19 protein-coding genes are annotated in these 14,878 nt (G+C 36.5%); 4 read left to right on the top strand and 15 right to left on the bottom strand.

Annotated features, from left to right (window positions below; genetic code table 11):
- Positions 1-13 precede the first annotated feature (13 nt).
- From msrB to CIL03_RS03175, 11 genes are all read right to left on the bottom strand, one after another.
- Positions 14-970 (bottom strand): peptide-methionine (R)-S-oxide reductase MsrB, encoded by a 957-nt coding sequence (gene msrB / locus CIL03_RS03225; RefSeq protein ID WP_094883765.1) that lies wholly within the window; start codon positions 968-970, stop codon positions 14-16.
- 86 nt (positions 971-1,056) lie between these two features.
- On the bottom strand, positions 1,057-1,512 hold the full coding sequence (locus CIL03_RS03220; protein WP_240507984.1) for a YqfQ family protein: 456 nt from the start codon (positions 1,510-1,512) through the stop codon (positions 1,057-1,059).
- 268 nt (positions 1,513-1,780) lie between these two features.
- The gene (locus CIL03_RS03215) at positions 1,781-1,999 is read right to left on the bottom strand and encodes a YozE family protein (protein WP_094883763.1); all 219 of its coding nucleotides are present in this window, start codon (positions 1,997-1,999) and stop codon (positions 1,781-1,783) included.
- A 16-nt stretch (positions 2,000-2,015) separates the two neighbouring features.
- Positions 2,016-2,783 (bottom strand): twin-arginine translocase subunit TatC, encoded by a 768-nt coding sequence (gene tatC / locus CIL03_RS03210; protein WP_420855377.1) that lies wholly within the window; start codon positions 2,781-2,783, stop codon positions 2,016-2,018.
- A 76-nt stretch (positions 2,784-2,859) separates the two neighbouring features.
- Positions 2,860-3,039, bottom strand: a complete 180-nt coding sequence (locus CIL03_RS03205; protein ID WP_094883761.1) for a twin-arginine translocase TatA/TatE family subunit — start codon at positions 3,037-3,039, stop codon at positions 2,860-2,862.
- 17 nt (positions 3,040-3,056) lie between these two features.
- The gene (locus CIL03_RS03200; RefSeq protein WP_094883760.1) at positions 3,057-3,263 is read right to left on the bottom strand and encodes a twin-arginine translocase TatA/TatE family subunit; all 207 of its coding nucleotides are present in this window, start codon (positions 3,261-3,263) and stop codon (positions 3,057-3,059) included.
- A 166-nt stretch (positions 3,264-3,429) separates the two neighbouring features.
- Entirely contained in the window at positions 3,430-4,017 is a 588-nt protein-coding gene (mobA, locus tag CIL03_RS03195; RefSeq protein ID WP_094883759.1) for a molybdenum cofactor guanylyltransferase, read from the bottom strand.
- A gap of 17 nt (positions 4,018-4,034) precedes the next feature.
- The gene (locus CIL03_RS03190; RefSeq protein ID WP_094883758.1) at positions 4,035-4,523 is read right to left on the bottom strand and encodes a dihydrofolate reductase; all 489 of its coding nucleotides are present in this window, start codon (positions 4,521-4,523) and stop codon (positions 4,035-4,037) included.
- A gap of 15 nt (positions 4,524-4,538) precedes the next feature.
- Complete coding sequence (locus CIL03_RS03185) at positions 4,539-5,495, bottom strand: thymidylate synthase (RefSeq protein WP_094883757.1); 957 nt, start codon at positions 5,493-5,495, stop codon at positions 4,539-4,541.
- 129 nt (positions 5,496-5,624) lie between these two features.
- The gene (locus CIL03_RS03180; protein ID WP_094883756.1) at positions 5,625-6,212 is read right to left on the bottom strand and encodes an HD domain-containing protein; all 588 of its coding nucleotides are present in this window, start codon (positions 6,210-6,212) and stop codon (positions 5,625-5,627) included.
- The gene (locus tag CIL03_RS03175) at positions 6,212-7,882 is read right to left on the bottom strand and encodes a formate--tetrahydrofolate ligase (protein ID WP_094883755.1); all 1,671 of its coding nucleotides are present in this window, start codon (positions 7,880-7,882) and stop codon (positions 6,212-6,214) included. Before CIL03_RS03175 ends, CIL03_RS03180 begins: the two co-directional genes overlap by 1 nt.
- 322 nt (positions 7,883-8,204) lie before the next feature.
- Here CIL03_RS03175 and CIL03_RS03170 point away from each other — a divergent pair, with 322 nt between their 5' ends.
- Complete coding sequence (locus CIL03_RS03170; RefSeq protein WP_094883754.1) at positions 8,205-8,405, top strand: cold-shock protein; 201 nt, start codon at positions 8,205-8,207, stop codon at positions 8,403-8,405.
- Between the two features lie 64 nt (positions 8,406-8,469).
- On the opposite strand, the gene CIL03_RS03165 is transcribed toward CIL03_RS03170, so the two are convergent.
- Positions 8,470-8,973, bottom strand: coding sequence for an isoprenylcysteine carboxylmethyltransferase family protein (locus CIL03_RS03165; protein WP_094883753.1), 504 nt, complete (start codon positions 8,971-8,973; stop codon positions 8,470-8,472).
- 267 nt (positions 8,974-9,240) lie between these two features.
- Here CIL03_RS03165 and CIL03_RS03160 point away from each other — a divergent pair, with 267 nt between their 5' ends.
- The 3 genes from CIL03_RS03160 to CIL03_RS03150 are packed head-to-tail and all read left to right on the top strand — an operon-like array spanning position 9,241 to position 11,642.
- A complete protein-coding gene (locus CIL03_RS03160; protein ID WP_094883752.1) occupies positions 9,241-9,387 on the top strand; it encodes a cytochrome c oxidase subunit 2A in 147 nt (48 codons plus the stop codon).
- 60 nt (positions 9,388-9,447) lie between these two features.
- The gene (locus CIL03_RS03155; RefSeq protein WP_094883751.1) at positions 9,448-9,951 is read left to right on the top strand and encodes a cupredoxin domain-containing protein; all 504 of its coding nucleotides are present in this window, start codon (positions 9,448-9,450) and stop codon (positions 9,949-9,951) included.
- Complete coding sequence (locus CIL03_RS03150) at positions 9,951-11,642, top strand: b(o/a)3-type cytochrome-c oxidase subunit 1 (RefSeq protein ID WP_094883750.1); 1,692 nt, start codon at positions 9,951-9,953, stop codon at positions 11,640-11,642. The genes CIL03_RS03155 and CIL03_RS03150 overlap by 1 nt, the downstream gene beginning before the upstream one ends.
- 58 nt (positions 11,643-11,700) lie before the next feature.
- Here CIL03_RS03150 and CIL03_RS03145 read toward each other — a convergent pair whose 3' ends face one another.
- The 3 genes from CIL03_RS03145 to CIL03_RS03135 form a co-directional block, all read right to left on the bottom strand.
- Complete coding sequence (locus tag CIL03_RS03145) at positions 11,701-12,204, bottom strand: isoprenylcysteine carboxyl methyltransferase family protein (protein WP_094883749.1); 504 nt, start codon at positions 12,202-12,204, stop codon at positions 11,701-11,703.
- A 3-nt stretch (positions 12,205-12,207) separates the two neighbouring features.
- On the bottom strand, positions 12,208-13,293 hold the full coding sequence (locus tag CIL03_RS03140; RefSeq protein ID WP_094883748.1) for a type III polyketide synthase: 1,086 nt from the start codon (positions 13,291-13,293) through the stop codon (positions 12,208-12,210).
- 85 nt (positions 13,294-13,378) lie between these two features.
- A complete protein-coding gene (locus CIL03_RS03135) occupies positions 13,379-14,878 on the bottom strand; it encodes a carboxypeptidase M32 (protein ID WP_094883747.1) in 1,500 nt (499 codons plus the stop codon).

Raw genomic sequence — 14,878 nt, 5'->3', positions numbered from 1 at the left:
TGTTCAACAAATATTATTTGAAAAGATACAAATAGTTTTCATATCCTTTTTCTGTCATTTCTTCTTTTGGAATAAAACGCATTGCTGCTGAATTCATGCAATAACGAAGTCCACCAGCTTCCTTTGGTCCATCTTCAAAAACATGGCCAAGATGTGAATTTGCAGTTCTGCTTCTAACTTCTGTCCGAATCATACCGTGAGTAGTATCTGTGTTTTCGGTAACCTGATAGGCATCAACGGGTTTTGTAAAGCTTGGCCATCCACATTGAGCATCAAACTTATCTCTTGAAGAAAATAATACATCTCCTGAAATTAAATCAACATAGATGCCCTCTTGTTCATTATCCCAATATTCATTTTGAAATGGCCTTTCCGTTCCATTCTCCTGTGTTACATTATATTGGATGGGATTTAATTTCTTCTTCAGTTCTGCTTGATTAGGTTTTAGTTTCCAATTTTCTTTGATAAAGTCTTCCCTCCCAGAACCTTTTTTATATAAATTATAATGGAAAGATTGTTTCTTATAATAATCCTGATGGTTTTCTTCAGCTCTGTAAAACGTTTTAGCAGGAAGAATCTCTGTCGCAATTGGTTTTGAAAATTTTCCGCTTTCCCCTAATTTTTGCTTTGACAATTCCGCTGTTTTTCTTTGTTCCTCATTATGATAAAAAACAGCAGTTTTGTATGACTCTCCTCTATCGTGAAACTGTCCCCCGGCATCTGTTGGATCAATTTGCTGCCAAAATGTCGTTAAAAGTTTTTCATATGACATGAGATCTGGATCAAATGTAATCTGAACAGCTTCCACATGACCTGTTGTGTTTGAACAAACCTGCTCATAGGTTGGATTTTCAACGGTCCCTCCTGTGTAACCTGACACAACATTTATAATACCTGGACGCTCATCAAACGGTTCAACCATACACCAAAAGCACCCACCTGCGAATGTAGCAAGTTCAATATTAGCCATAATTATGACCTCCAATATCTTGTGAAATTCTTTCTATCTCCATTTTTGAGTCTAATGCAATAAAAAGCAAGCAGTGTGCATTATATTTATATAAAAAGTTTTGGTTTTGACTCACCATCAGAGGATTTAATGGCATGATGATTATCAGAAACAGACTCCATATTCAAATCATTCACAGAACCTTCATCTGTATCATCATTATCATCATTAGTGCTTTCCATCTCTTTAAATGCTTTCATCATTCTATACATTGCAGGAAGGTTTTTAACCATTGGGCCATATTGCTGAACGATTGGTGCTGTAGATTCAACCATTTTCAGCACTTGCTGAACATTGGTTAATGTTTTTGATAACCCGCCTGCTCCCCTGCTTGCCAAATTTGCTGCAGATTCCGGCTGAGTAAATTGCTGCAGCATGGTTTGCAAATTATTCCCTCTCTTTACCTGTCTGCTGAAACCCTGATTTGGAGACATAAATTGATTTGGACCGTGATTCATTTGCCTGGGATTAAAATTTCTAGAACGCTGCATTGGTGGAAACATAATATCCCCCCTCATTTATAGTTAATTATCACTTTGGATTATTGTACGTAATTAACCAAAAATAGTGTAGGCTTTCTCAGGTATTTCGGCGCATTATTTCCCGGGGAACCGCAGAAAATAACAGATTTCTGCAAATACTATCTTATTTTTCCTGCTGGATATTAATTTTCAAACAAACGTTTGATCAATTATCAGATAATTTGTCAAATAATGTTGAAAAATGGACCTAAAAGATAAACGGTACTGCTGATTATCCAGTACCGTTTTTTTAGTCTTCTTTTATTTTATATATTTCCCATAATTCATCAAATACAACCAGAGCTTTTGCAAAAGGACTGTTCCACTCTAAATAATTGCTGACTTCATCATAATCCTTCGAGTATTTAGGGAAGTTGTGATCATAAAATGCCCAATCAGCTAAGCGATTTTTATCATCCGGCTGTTTCTTTCCACGGAAGGTCATTAAAAATTGGTAAAATGACCGCATTTTCTCACCTCAAATTTCAAATGCTGTCCTGTTCCATATATTCCTTATGTTTACGAAGTTTTTTACGATACACAATCGCTGCCAGATAAATACTGATTTCATAAAGAATAATTAGCGGAATCGCAACAACAATTTGCAGAATAAAGTCAGGCGGTGTCACGATGGTACCAATTATAATCAGTATTAAATACGCATACTTCCTTGTTCTTCTCATAAAGTCAGGAGTGAGTATTCCTAAGCTTGTTAAGAACATGGCTATCATTGGTATTTCAAAAAGCAGTGCAAATGGAAATGTGATCCGCAATAGAAATTTAAAATATTTGTCCACCGTAAACATTTCATTAAACATTCCATTATTTAGGGAAAGTAAAAATGGCATAATCAGCTTTACAAACATAAAATAGCCAAATACCATCCCGCCTAAAAATAATAGAAAAATAGCAGGAATATAAGCTAGTGATGCTTTTCTCTCATTAGGGGTTAACCCAGGTTTTATAAATGACCAGACTTGAAAAGCCAAAATAGGGATGGTTGCTGCAATTGCAACAAGCCCCGCCATCGTAAAATGGAGCCAAATAATTTCGCCAGGACTAATAACTGTCAGTTTAAAATCAAAATCATTTACAAAAAACCAATAAATATCCTCAACAAAAATAAATCCTAAAATAAAAAACAAGAAGAAGAAAACCGCAGTTACAATTAACCGGTTTCTCAGCTCTGAAAGGTGACCGGTCAAATTCATCTCTTTTTCTTGATCAAATTGCTGTTCCTCAGACATGCTCATACACTCCCTTACGCATAAAAAGCGTAAAAGAAGATGTAAGGTAAATCCCCTACACCTTCATCACATTCATTTTAATTTATTTTTTACTGTCATGATTGGTTGTGTCGTCACCAACAATATCTTTTGTGGCATTTTTAAATTCTTTTAGTGAGCTGCCAAATGCCTTGCCAATTTCTGGAAGCTTAGAGGGACCAAAAATAACTAGTGCAACAATAAGGATTAAAATTAACCCTGGAACGCCTATACTGCTAAACATGTATATCACTCCATCAATTATTTATTTTCTTTCCCATTAACGAGTGACTTCGCCTCTTTAATTTCATCACTTGCATCGCCTGTTAAATCGCGAGCAGAACTTTTAAATTCCCGAAGTGTTTGTCCTGCAGCTTTGCCAATTTCTGGCAGTTTTTTTGGACCGAAAATAACTAACGCGATAACCAGGATCAGAATTAACCCCGGAATTCCTATACTTGATAACATAAGTACACCTTCTTTGTAAGTTAATATTAATTATAATGCATCCTAAGAAAATATTGATTTATTTAATAGTAAATACACATAACGTTCATAATTTAAGAATCAAACCTGTCTTAAAAATCATTTGCTGACCAAGGTTTCCAATTACAGTTTACACGTTTTCCCTTTATTAGACAAGCATTAAAAATTTAGCCTGTTCGTAATGTGAAGGAGTATTCATATTGAAAAAATGCATCTCAAGGATTTTTTCAGAAATATCACCGAAATCTTTTATATAATGGACCTTTATATGTTCGAAGAAGCCTTTAACTTTAAGCAGATCTTTATCGAGCTGCTCTTGAATATTCGGCAAAACATCCCTTTTATAAACTCCTGAGAGTGGATGCAGCTGGTCATTATAGACTGGAACAACAGCATCATACTCATTTAATTGTTTTAATAAGTATTTATATACTTCCCCATTTATAAAAGGCATATCACAAGCAGCGAAAACGAAAACATCTGCATCATTATGATACATGGCTGCTTCAAAACCTGCGAGAGGGCCTTTATCCTTGTATCTGTCAGTATAGATATTCTTATTCAGAAAACGGTACAAAGAAGGTTGGTTGGAAACGATGCAAACTTCATCTGTACATGACTGGACCTCTTCGATAATATGTTCAATTACTGTTCTTTCTCCCAGTTTAAGCAAAGACTTGGTAGTCCCCATTCTGGACGACTTCCCTCCAGACAGAATCACACCACACGTACGCATAGCATCCCCTCTAACCTTTATTTTCTGTCATATTGAATAAAATAATAATCATAAGGGTTTGTGTCATTTTTCTCCCCTTTAGTTTTTGATGTAAGATTCCATTCTTCCTCGGAAAAACCTGGGAAATATGTGTCGCCTTCAAATGATTCATCTATCCAGGTAATATACATACGGTTTGCATAAGGTAAAATCTGATCAAATATATTTCCGCCGCCGATTACAAAGTATTCTTTTTCCGGATTCTCCTTATTCCATTCTATAACTGTTTCCAAATCATGAATAATCTGAACATTTTCCGGAAATTCTTTTTGCTTTCTGGTAATAATTATATTTTCCCTGTTAGGTAATGCCCCGCCCATAGATTCGAAGGTTTTTCTTCCCATTATTACGGTTTGTCCAGTTGTTTTTTCTTTAAAGAAGCGTAAATCTTTTGGTAGCCGCCAGGGTAAATCATTATTTAGTCCAATAACATGATTGCGATCCATTGCCAATAGTAGTGAAATCAATTAAAATCTCTCCTTTTAAACTGCAATCGGTGCCTTTATTGCCGGGTGTGGATTGTAATCTGCAATTTCAAAATCAGTCAATTCAAATTCAAAAATAGAATCTTTCTCATGATTAATTTTAAGCTGTGGCAACGGTCTTATCTCGCGTTTCATCTGAGTAGTAACCTGTTCCACATGATTTGCATAAATATGTGCATCACCTAACGTATGAACAAATTCACCTGGTTTCAACTTACATTCATGTGCAATTAGCTGCGTCAATAATGCATAGCTTGCAATATTAAATGGTACTCCCAGGAATACATCTGCACTCCGCTGATAAAGCTGACAGGATAATTTTCCGTCTGCTACATAAAATTGAAAAAGTGTGTGGCATGGCGGCAATGCCATATCAGGTATATCTTCAGGATTCCATGCTGAAACAATATGTCTTCTTGAATCAGGATTGTTCCTTATAGATGCAATAACTTCTTTCAGCTGATCAATTGTTTCATTTTTAGAAGTTTTCCACTCTCTCCACTGTTTTCCATATACTGAACCGAGATCTCCAAACTTATTTGCGAACTCATCATCTTGAAGGATTTTCTCCTTGAAAATATCCATTTGATTTTGATATGCTCCGTTAAATTGCGGATCCTTTTGACTGCGTATACCAAAGTTGGTCATGTCCGGTCCTGAATATTCTACGCTATTGACCCACTTTTCAAAAGCCCACTCATTCCATATATTATTATTATTTTGCAGCAGGTAACGAATATTGGTATCCCCTTTAATAAACCAGAGGAGCTCACTGGCAACAAGTCGAAAGGGAACCTTCTTTGTAGTTAATAGAGGAAACCCGTCACTTAAATCAAATCGCATTTGATGGCCGAAGACGGAATAGGTTCCTGTATTTGTCCGATCACCCTTCCTAACGCCCTCTTCTAAAATATGGTTACATAAATCAATGTATGCTTGTTCACCTTTAACCATTAATTGTCTCCTCCAGACTTCATACTATTTCGTTTCAAACGAGCCTATTTAATGGATATATTGTAACATAAAATACTAGGGAAAGCAGAATGAAAAATCAAGCCGGTTTCCTTCCGGCTTGATTGATTATTACCATTCTTTATAAAATTGATCCAAATACTTTTCCATAAAGCTGTGTCTGTTTTCTGCAAGTTTTCTGGCAGCAGATGTATGCAATAAATCTTTTATTTTTAACAGTTTATCATAAAAATGCTGGATCGAATTGTTCTCATTCTCCTCATGATAGATCGGTTGCCCTTTTGCGCCACCATAAGCAAAGGTCCTCGCAATTCCAATAGCTCCAATGGCATCAATTTTATCAGCATCCTGTACAATTTTACCTTCGAGTGTAGTTGGGACATTTCCTTTGCTGAAAGAAACATCTTTGATAGCATCTCTTATCTGGGTTATTTCCTCACCGGCTATGAATAAAGACTTTAAGAAACTGTACATTTCTTCTATAGCCTGTTCAGGATTTGCAAATAGCTTTGAATCACCGATATCGTGCAGCCAGGCCGCTGCTTCACAAATAAAAGGATTGCTGTTTTCTTCAGAAGCGATGTATTTTGCCGTTTCGGCAACTCGTTTCATATGTTGAAAATCATGTCCTGTAGCATCATCATGAAAGCGGTCAAAAACATAATTCCTGATCTTTTGCATTTGAATTTCTTTTTTCATTAAAATAACCCAAGTATTTTCCCATCATTTGAAACATCCATTTTTAACGCAGCAGGATTTTTAGGCAGACCAGGCATTGTCATCATGTCACCGGTTAGAACAACAATAAATCCTGCCCCAATCGATGGGCGCATTTCTCTGATAGTAATCGTGAAGCCCTCAGGTCTTCCTAATAACGATGGATCATCAGACAAGGAATATTGCGTTTTTGCCATACAAACGGGCAGTTTTCCCCATCCCTGCTTTTCATAAAATACCATTTGTTTTTTGGCCTTTGGTGACAGCTCAATGTCATCGGCACCATAAACTGTTTGTGCTATTTTTCTGATTTTTGCCTCCAGTGTATCCTCCAGCTCATAGATTCGCTTAAAGTCTCTTTCGGCTGATTCGGCTTTTTCAATAACCTTTTCCGCTAACTGTATTCCACCTTCTCCTCCATTTGCCCAAATATCTGCTAATGCAACTTCAACTCCCCTGGACTCGCACCAGGATTCAATGAAGTCTGTTTCAGCCTTGGTATCTGCTGGGAACTTATTTATTGCGACTACAAAAGGCAAACCGTACGTTTCTATTGTTTCTATATGTTTCTTCAGGTTCTCCATTCCAGCTTTTAATGCCTCAACATTTTCTGTCGTCAGATTATCTTTTGCAACACCGCCATGCATTTTTAAGGCACGTACAGTTGCAACAATGACTACAGCATCTGTTTCAAAGTTTCCTGCCCGTGATTTAATATCAAGAAACTTTTCAGCACCAAGGTCAGCACCAAATCCTGCTTCAGTTACCACATAATCGCCTAATTTAGCAGCTGTTTTAGTTGCCATAATGCTATTACATCCATGAGCTATATTTGCAAATGGGCCACCATGGATAATTGCAGGTGTATTTTCAATGGTCTGTACCAAATTTGGTTTAATTGCATCTTTTAGCAGCAGTGTCAGTGCACCTTCAACTTTTAAATCACTCACTGTCACTGGCTCTTCTTCATAGGTATAGCCAATTACTATATTTGCAATTCTAGCCTTTAAATCATCCAAACTGGTAGCTAAGCATAAAATGGCCATTATTTCTGATGCAACTGTAATATTAAATCCATCCTCACGGGGTACTCCGCGCAGGGGGCCTCCAAGCCCAACAACTATTTGCCGTAAAGCACGGTCATTCATATCCATAACCCGTTTCCATTCAATTCTTCTCGGATCCAAATTCAGTTCATTTCCCCTGTGAATATGGTTATCAATCATTGCAGATAATGCGTTGTTAGCACTTGTGATGGCATGCAGATCTCCAGTAAAATGCAAATTTATGTCTTCCATTGGCAGTACTTGTGAAAAGCCGCCGCCAGCTGCTCCACCTTTCATTCCCATTACTGGGCCCAAGGATGGCTCACGAAGAGCAATAATCGCTTTCTTATCGATTTTATTTAATGCTTGTCCTAAACCTACTGTCACTGTCGACTTTCCTTCTCCAGCAGGTGTCGGGTTTATTGACGTCACTAATATGATTTTGCCATCCGGCTTACTCTCCAGTTTCTTTAACAGCTTATCGGAAAGTTTAGCCTTTGTATGACCATATGGTTCCCAGTCCTCCTTGGATAATTTTAGTTCTGCAGCTATTTCATCAATTGATTTTAGTGTTGCCTGCTGTGCGATTTCAATATCCGTATTCATCTCTCCTGCTCCTCCTTTTAATTAATCCTCGTAATTTTTTGAAATTAATTTTTCATCTGTATTATGAATCTTCGAAGCGCTTCCATTATAACATTTTTTGCTGTGAAAGTGATGTCAATTTCTTGACAGCGCTTATTAAATAAGCTATATTAGGTGCAAGCAAAGAGGATGTATGGAATCATTAATGACACTTGCAGCTTCTATAGAAGCGGATGTAATTCATGATCCTGTGCTTCTATAAAAGCTGCTTTTTTGATATTCTGTTATTCTGCTTTGTATTATTAACACGTTTCACGTGATAGTTTTTAGGAGGATTATTTACATGGAAAACGGAGTAGTAAAATGGTTCAACGCAGAAAAAGGGTATGGCTTCATTCAGTTAGAAGAAGGAAATGATGTATTCGTACACTATTCAGCAATCCAGGAAGAAGGTTTCAAGACACTGGAAGAAGGACAAGAAGTTTCCTTTGAAATTGTTGAAGGTGAAAGAGGCCCTCAAGCAGCTAATGTAACTAAAAGATAATAATATATATACAAGCGGTAATCTTAAATGATTACCGCTTTTTTTGCGTTAATAAATTACTTACTTACACAGTAGCTTTAGGTATAATTTCTTTACTTGGACCCCTCAAAAAGTAAATGGAGATGATGGCATAAATAATAGCAGTAAATGTTGCCCCAAAAAGCAAGGCAATTATTATCATTTCAAATACTGCACTAATTTTATCAGGATATTTTGTATATTTATATGGCCCTTTTTTAAATAAAAGCACTCCGGGCAATATAATATTTTTCATATTCCAGAATTTTCCTAATGACCGGATGCACCAAAATCTGAAAAACTGGATTCCAATCAGAATTAAAAATAATAATAAGTTTATGTCATGTCTGAACTTACCGGTGAGCAAAACTTCAAAAAATATAATAAAGTAAATGAAACTGTGAAGCAAAGTATACCATTTTAATTTTTCATCAATTTTTATAACCCCTCCCCTTTCCACCAGCCATTTTTCATTTCTTCTGGAAAGCTTCGATTCAGCAATTCGCTGAAAACCAATATAAATTATAAGCAGCCCCATCCAGATCATCATTTTTATACCCTCTCCATTTTTACAAATTAGTCGTATTTCTCTTCTTCATACGGGATATTATGTTCTGTTTTTTAAGAATTATTAACAAAATAGCCACATCTTAGTCACAAACTTTTTAAACTAAAAAGTTAGTAAAATATATAAAAAAGGCGCTTTCACGTATATCTGAACAAATTGTGAACTCTAAAGATTAGCTCTAATTTCTATTTGCAAATTGTGTATGATGAAAACAAGAGCAACTATCCTATTGCAGAAGGGGTGAATCACATGGGTAATGTTCAGGAGAGAAAAACAAAGTCAGATACAGAAAAAAATGAACCGGATTTGAAGGGTACTTTTATTTCTGTAATGTTGGTAGGAGTTTTTCTTATTGTTAGCTGGGTTGGGATATATACACTATTTATGGTCAGATAACCGGCAGATCTTTACCCTCTTAACTGAAATATATAATGGAAAAAATGGGGAGTGTTAACAATGCATTTACACAAATATGAAAAGATATGGCTAACCTTTGGAATAGGTTCCCTTGTTATCTTTTTAGTTGTTTTGGCTTTTGGCGCATTTTGGCAGGGTACGCATCCACAAAGCCACGGGGTAACAATTGATCCGGAAAATATAGAAGCAAATGATGCTTTTAAGCCGGAAAATCTTGGGATTACAAAAGTCTCTGATGATAAATATATTGTAAATATTGTTGCTACAGCATTTAATTACAATCTTGGAGTGGACGAAGAAGGTAAGCCTGTTAAAGACATAAGGATACCAAAAGGTTCAACTGTATTGTTTCAGGTGACAACAAAAGATGTTGTTCATGGATTTAATGTTGCAGGAACAAATATAAATATGATGGTAGAACCAGGATATATCAGCAGCTATGAAACAGTACTTGATAACACTGGTGAATTTACAATCGTATGTAATGAATATTGTGGTGTCGGGCATCATTTGATGTTTGCTACTGTGGAGGTGTATGAATAATGTTACTGGAAAAAATAGCTGAACCAAATGAGGAATCCAGATTACCATTAACAATTTCCAAACAGGAATCCAGACTATATATGTCCTTTATGTATGTAGCATTTATTTCTTTATTTATCGGTGGAATGATGGGTCTGTTGCAAACCCTGGTCAGATCTGGCACAATCACCTTGCCCTGGGGGATTGATTATTACCAGGTGTTAACATTGCACGGAGTAATTCTGGCCTTGGTATTGACCACCTATTTTATCATTGGATTTCAATTTTCCTTAATGGGTAAAACAGTCGGTATTTCACAAAAGCAGCACAAAGCAGCCTGGCTGAGCTTCTGGGTTATGGTAGTTGGTACAATTATGACTGCAATAACCATTTTACTGGGGAAAGCAAATGTGCTTTATACATTCTATGCACCATTAAAAGCACATCCTGCATTTTATATTGGTTTGGCGTTAGTTATTATTGGAAGCTGGATTGCAGGAATTGTTAATTTCCGTCAGCTTTATGTCTGGAAGAAGAAACATCCAGGCGAAAAGTCGCCATTATTGGCATTCATGGTTACCATTAATATGTTAATGTGGATTATTGCATCTATTGGGGTTGCTGTGGCAGTTATTGTTCAGTTTATCCCATGGTCTTTAGGCTATGCAGAAACAATCAATGTATTGGTAAGCAGAACATTATTCTGGTATTTCGGACATCCGCTTGTGTATTTCTGGTTATTGCCTGCATATATGGCATGGTACGCAATTATTCCAAAAATTATTGGAGGAAAATTATTTAGTGATTCTCTTGCAAGATTGGCTTTTATTTTATTATTATTTTTCTCCATCCCAGTTGGATTTCACCATCAGTTAACAGAACCGGGAATCGATCCTACATGGAAATTCATTCAGGTTGTACTGACATTTATGGTTGTCATTCCAAGTTTAATGACGGCATTTTCAATCTTCGCTACATTTGAAATTACCGGACGCCGTAAAGGATTTAAAGGCTTGTATGGCTGGTTTAAACATCTTCCATGGAAAGATGTTCGTTTCCTGGCACCCATGATCGGTATGCTTGCATTTATTCCAGGTGGAGCGGGTGGAATCATTAATGCTTCTCACCAAATGAATGCGGTTGTTCATAATACAATTTGGGTTACAGGACATTTTCATATTACAGCTGCAACTACTGTAGTCCTTACCTTTTTTGGAATAACCTATTGGCTGATCCCTCATCTGACAGGGAGAACGTTAACAAAATCTATTAATAGATTAGGTATTATCCAGGCAATTATTTGGACAGTCGGTATGACAATTATGTCTGGAGCAATGCATATTCAGGGTCTTCTTGGCGGGCCAAGACGTTCATCATACTCAGAATATGGTGGAACAGAACAGGCATCTGAATGGATTTGGTACCAAATTGCACAGGCTGTTGGAGGATCTATTCTGTTCATCGGAATATTGCTGATGGTTTTCATTTTCATAAAACTTACCTTCTTTGCTCCTAAAGGCGAAGAGGAATTCCCGATTGCAGAAGAAGAAGAGGATGCAACACCTACACCAATGTTCCTGGAAAACTGGAAGCTCTGGATTGCAATAACTATTGCATTAATCTTATTTGCATATACGATACCATTCGTTGATATCATTCAAAATTCACCACCAGGATCACCGCCATTTGATTGGCCAATTGGAAATTCATAATTAACAGGTAAGAGGACAGCGGTTCACCACTGTCCTCTTACCGATTAATTAATAAGGTTCACCGCTGTAAAATCCTTTCCTCACTAGGAATTCGTATTGTCAGTAATAGAATATGCAGAACAGGAAATATAATAGCAGAGATAAATGCCCCAAATAGCAATGGTATAATAAAAAGTTCAATACCTACTATGATATAATTTGGATGTTTTACATACTTATATGGCCCTTTTTTAATTAGAGGGAACTCAGGCAAAACAATAATTTTAGTATTCCAGAATTTACCTAGTGAAGTAATACACCATATTCTGGCTACTTGTGTAATGATAAAAATGAATAACAGAAAGAAGTTTAATTCTGTTTCCTGAGTATCCCGAACCAAACCCTCGAAAATAACAGCAGCGAAAAATAAGCAGTGCAGAACGACAAACCATTTATAATGCTTCTCCCCTGTTTCAATTCCACCGCGCGCTTTCATCCATCTTTCATTTCTTTTAGCAATAACCAGTTCATTTACTCGCTGGGCGATAATGAACAGAAGTATAATCCACATTATAGAATCCATTACCTAAGTCCACTCCAATAATAACAGCTCTGAACTAAATCCCGGTCCCAAAGCAGATAAAATACTCTTTGATTTAGACTCATTCTTATTCTTCATGGCTTCTTTGAGAACATAAAAGACTGTCGCCGATGACATGTTCCCATGGTCACCAAGAATTTTATAGGAGCTTGAAAATTTTTGGTCTGAACTATGTACTGCCTGCTCCATTGCTTCCAAAACTTTTTTACCGCCAGGGTGGGCAATAAAAGAGTGAACATCCTGTTCCTCGAGGTCTGATAGTTTCAGGAAATTTTGAATATGCCCTTTCCAGAAGGAGTTGACAAGGCTTGGAATGCTTTTGGAAAACACCACTTCCAGGCCATCATTAGAAACATTCCAGCCCATTACAGCTGTACTGTCTTTTTTTGTTAAAGAACTGTAATTTACAATTTTAGGTGTATTTCTTTTTCGGTTGGACAGATAAGGAGAATTATCCCCAAACGCCAGAACTGCACTGACACCATCTCCAAAAAGAGCGCTGCCGATCAGATTGCTTTTTTTAAGATCATTTTTTTGAAAGGTTAAACTGCATAACTCACAGCAAACAATAAGAGCTGTTTTATCAGGATGTGCAGCAAGCCAGTCAAATGCCCTTGATAATCCAATGGCACCACCTGCACAGCCTAGTCCCCAAAGCGGCATACGAATGACGTCTTCTCTAAAGGAACGTGCATTAAGGAGCTGCACATCCATTGATGGTGTGGCAATTCCTGTACTGGAGATAAAAATAATCATATCAATTGCTTCGTATGGCATATTCCTATTTAAAAAGTCTTTCGAATCTAAACAATTATCAACAGCTTCACATATTAATTGCTGTGCGAATGAAAGATATAGATCATTTCGTTCTTTGAATGAGTGTTCTTGTTTCAGCCATGCCTTATCAACTACAAACTGTCTATTTTTTACTTTTGCATGATCAAATACAGGAAGGTATTTTCTTAGCTTTTCATCTGGAAATGGAAATACTTCCTGTACTAAATCTTTTACTTCATCCTGTGTTAGATTAAATTCAGGAATCCCGACACCAACTGAACCGATAATTGCCATGCTGCCACCCTTTTACTGTTTTTAATACTATTATGCTTCGCTAGATGACAGTTTATCCATTCGAAAGGAAAAGGGTGGCATTTTATCAGAGTTTGTAAATTTCTTTGTATTTATTGGTTAAATATCTCACAAGGTGATCAGGGTTTAATTGCTCGTTTGTTACATCTTCAATTATTTCCAATGGCTTTTTCATTTTTCCATATTGGTGAATGTGTTCCTTTAGCCAATTTCTGATTGGTTCGTAATCACCAAGTGTAATAATTTTCTCAATATTTTTATTTTTAGAAAATGCATTATTTAGCTGTGCTGCGTACATATAGCCGAGTGCATAGGAAGGAAAGTAGCCAAAATCACCGCCTGCCCAGTGTATATCTTGTAACACCCCTTCCCTGTCAGTAGAAGGTTTAATTCCTAAATAATCATTCATTTTCTCATTCCATAAATGAGGCAGATCTTTAACAGGGACATCCCCATTAATCAAGGCCTTTTCAAGCTCATATCTAACCATAATATGAAGCGGATATGTAAGCTCATCAGCTTCAATACGAATTAAAGAAGGTTTTACTATATTTACTGCCTGGTAAAAATCTTCAACTGGAATATTTTTAAACTGATCGGGAGCGTATGCTTTAAACAAATCATAGTTTGACTCCCAGAACGCTTTACTTCTCCCAACGAAATTTTCCCAAAATAATGATTGTGATTCATGGATTCCCATTGAGGTTCCTTCAGCCAATGGTGTGTTTACAAGGTTTGGGTTTAAATTTTGTTCATATAAAGCATGTCCACCCTCATGAATTGTTCCAAATACGGCCATTCGGAAATCTTCTTCATCGTATCTGGTTGTTATACGGACATCATTGAGATTTAAACCAATAGCAAATGGATGAATAGTTTCATCGAGTCTGCCGGAAAGAAAGTCATATCCCATTTTCTTTAATATTTCTACACTAAAGGCCTTTTGGTCCTCCTTTGGGAAATGTGCTGTCAAAAGTGAAGAGTCAGGTTTGACATTGCTATTATTAATAAATTCCAATAGATCAGTTAATGATTTTCTTAATTCTGGAAACACTCTGTCCAGCGTTTTTACTGTAACACCCGGCTCATAATTATGTAAAAGTGCATCATAGATGTTAACTTCATAACCCCAATAATTTGCAAATTTTTTATTATACTCCACAAGCTGCTCCAAATATGGCTGGAATAAAGCAAAATCAGCTTTTTGTCTTGCTTCCTGCCACACGGCTTCTGATTTAGATTGAAGCATTACATATTCCCTGTATTCATCATGGGGAATTTTTCGGTTTCGTTCATAATTTTTTTCACATTCTGCCAAGGTTTTCTTGATAATTTCATCATCCGTATTATCCTTTAATACATCAATGAAATACTTCATTTTCTCTGATGTTTCCAGTTGGTGCAATTTTTCTGCAAGAAAGCCAACGACCTCTGACCGCTGTTCTACTCCTTTATGCGGGATTTTCGTTCGCATGTCCCAATGGGTTAGAGAAATCACTTCACGATAAGCGTTTTGTTCCTTTAATAATTCTTTAAAATCTTTTTCAAGTAAATAAGTGTTTTCCAT

Source organism: Virgibacillus indicus, from assembly GCF_002266285.1.
Lineage (GTDB): Bacteria > Bacillota > Bacilli > Bacillales > Amphibacillaceae > Virgibacillus_K > Virgibacillus_K indicus.
Note: the sequence above shows the minus strand (reverse complement) of the source record. Positions and strands in the feature narration are given on the sequence as shown.

Coding starts and splice junctions, on each gene's coding strand:
- CIL03_RS03215 (WP_094883763.1), bottom strand. CDS start 1,999: ATGCGGTCATTTTACCAATTTTTAATGACCTTCCGTGGAAAGAAACAG.
- CIL03_RS03150 (WP_094883750.1), top strand. CDS start 9,951: ATGTTACTGGAAAAAATAGCTGAACCAAATGAGGAATCCAGATTACCA.
- CIL03_RS03200 (WP_094883760.1), bottom strand. CDS start 3,263: ATGTTATCAAGTATAGGAATTCCGGGGTTAATTCTGATCCTGGTTATC.
- CIL03_RS03180 (WP_094883756.1), bottom strand. CDS start 6,212: ATGAAAAAAGAAATTCAAATGCAAAAGATCAGGAATTATGTTTTTGAC.
- tatC (WP_420855377.1), bottom strand. CDS start 2,783: ATGAGCATGTCTGAGGAACAGCAATTTGATCAAGAAAAAGAGATGAAT.
- CIL03_RS03155 (WP_094883751.1), top strand. CDS start 9,448: ATGCATTTACACAAATATGAAAAGATATGGCTAACCTTTGGAATAGGT.
- CIL03_RS03205 (WP_094883761.1), bottom strand. CDS start 3,039: ATGTTTAGCAGTATAGGCGTTCCAGGGTTAATTTTAATCCTTATTGTT.
- CIL03_RS03185 (WP_094883757.1), bottom strand. CDS start 5,495: ATGGTTAAAGGTGAACAAGCATACATTGATTTATGTAACCATATTTTA.
- CIL03_RS03175 (WP_094883755.1), bottom strand. CDS start 7,882: ATGAATACGGATATTGAAATCGCACAGCAGGCAACACTAAAATCAATT.
- mobA (WP_094883759.1), bottom strand. CDS start 4,017: ATGCGTACGTGTGGTGTGATTCTGTCTGGAGGGAAGTCGTCCAGAATG.
- CIL03_RS03140 (WP_094883748.1), bottom strand. CDS start 13,293: ATGGCAATTATCGGTTCAGTTGGTGTCGGGATTCCTGAATTTAATCTA.
- CIL03_RS03145 (WP_094883749.1), bottom strand. CDS start 12,204: ATGGATTCTATAATGTGGATTATACTTCTGTTCATTATCGCCCAGCGA.
- CIL03_RS03165 (WP_094883753.1), bottom strand. CDS start 8,973: ATGATGATCTGGATGGGGCTGCTTATAATTTATATTGGTTTTCAGCGA.
- CIL03_RS03170 (WP_094883754.1), top strand. CDS start 8,205: ATGGAAAACGGAGTAGTAAAATGGTTCAACGCAGAAAAAGGGTATGGC.
- CIL03_RS03135 (WP_094883747.1), bottom strand. CDS start 14,878: ATGGAAAACACTTATTTACTTGAAAAAGATTTTAAAGAATTATTAAAG.
- msrB (WP_094883765.1), bottom strand. CDS start 970: ATGGCTAATATTGAACTTGCTACATTCGCAGGTGGGTGCTTTTGGTGT.
- CIL03_RS03220 (WP_240507984.1), bottom strand. CDS start 1,512: ATGTTTCCACCAATGCAGCGTTCTAGAAATTTTAATCCCAGGCAAATG.
- CIL03_RS03160 (WP_094883752.1), top strand. CDS start 9,241: ATGGGTAATGTTCAGGAGAGAAAAACAAAGTCAGATACAGAAAAAAAT.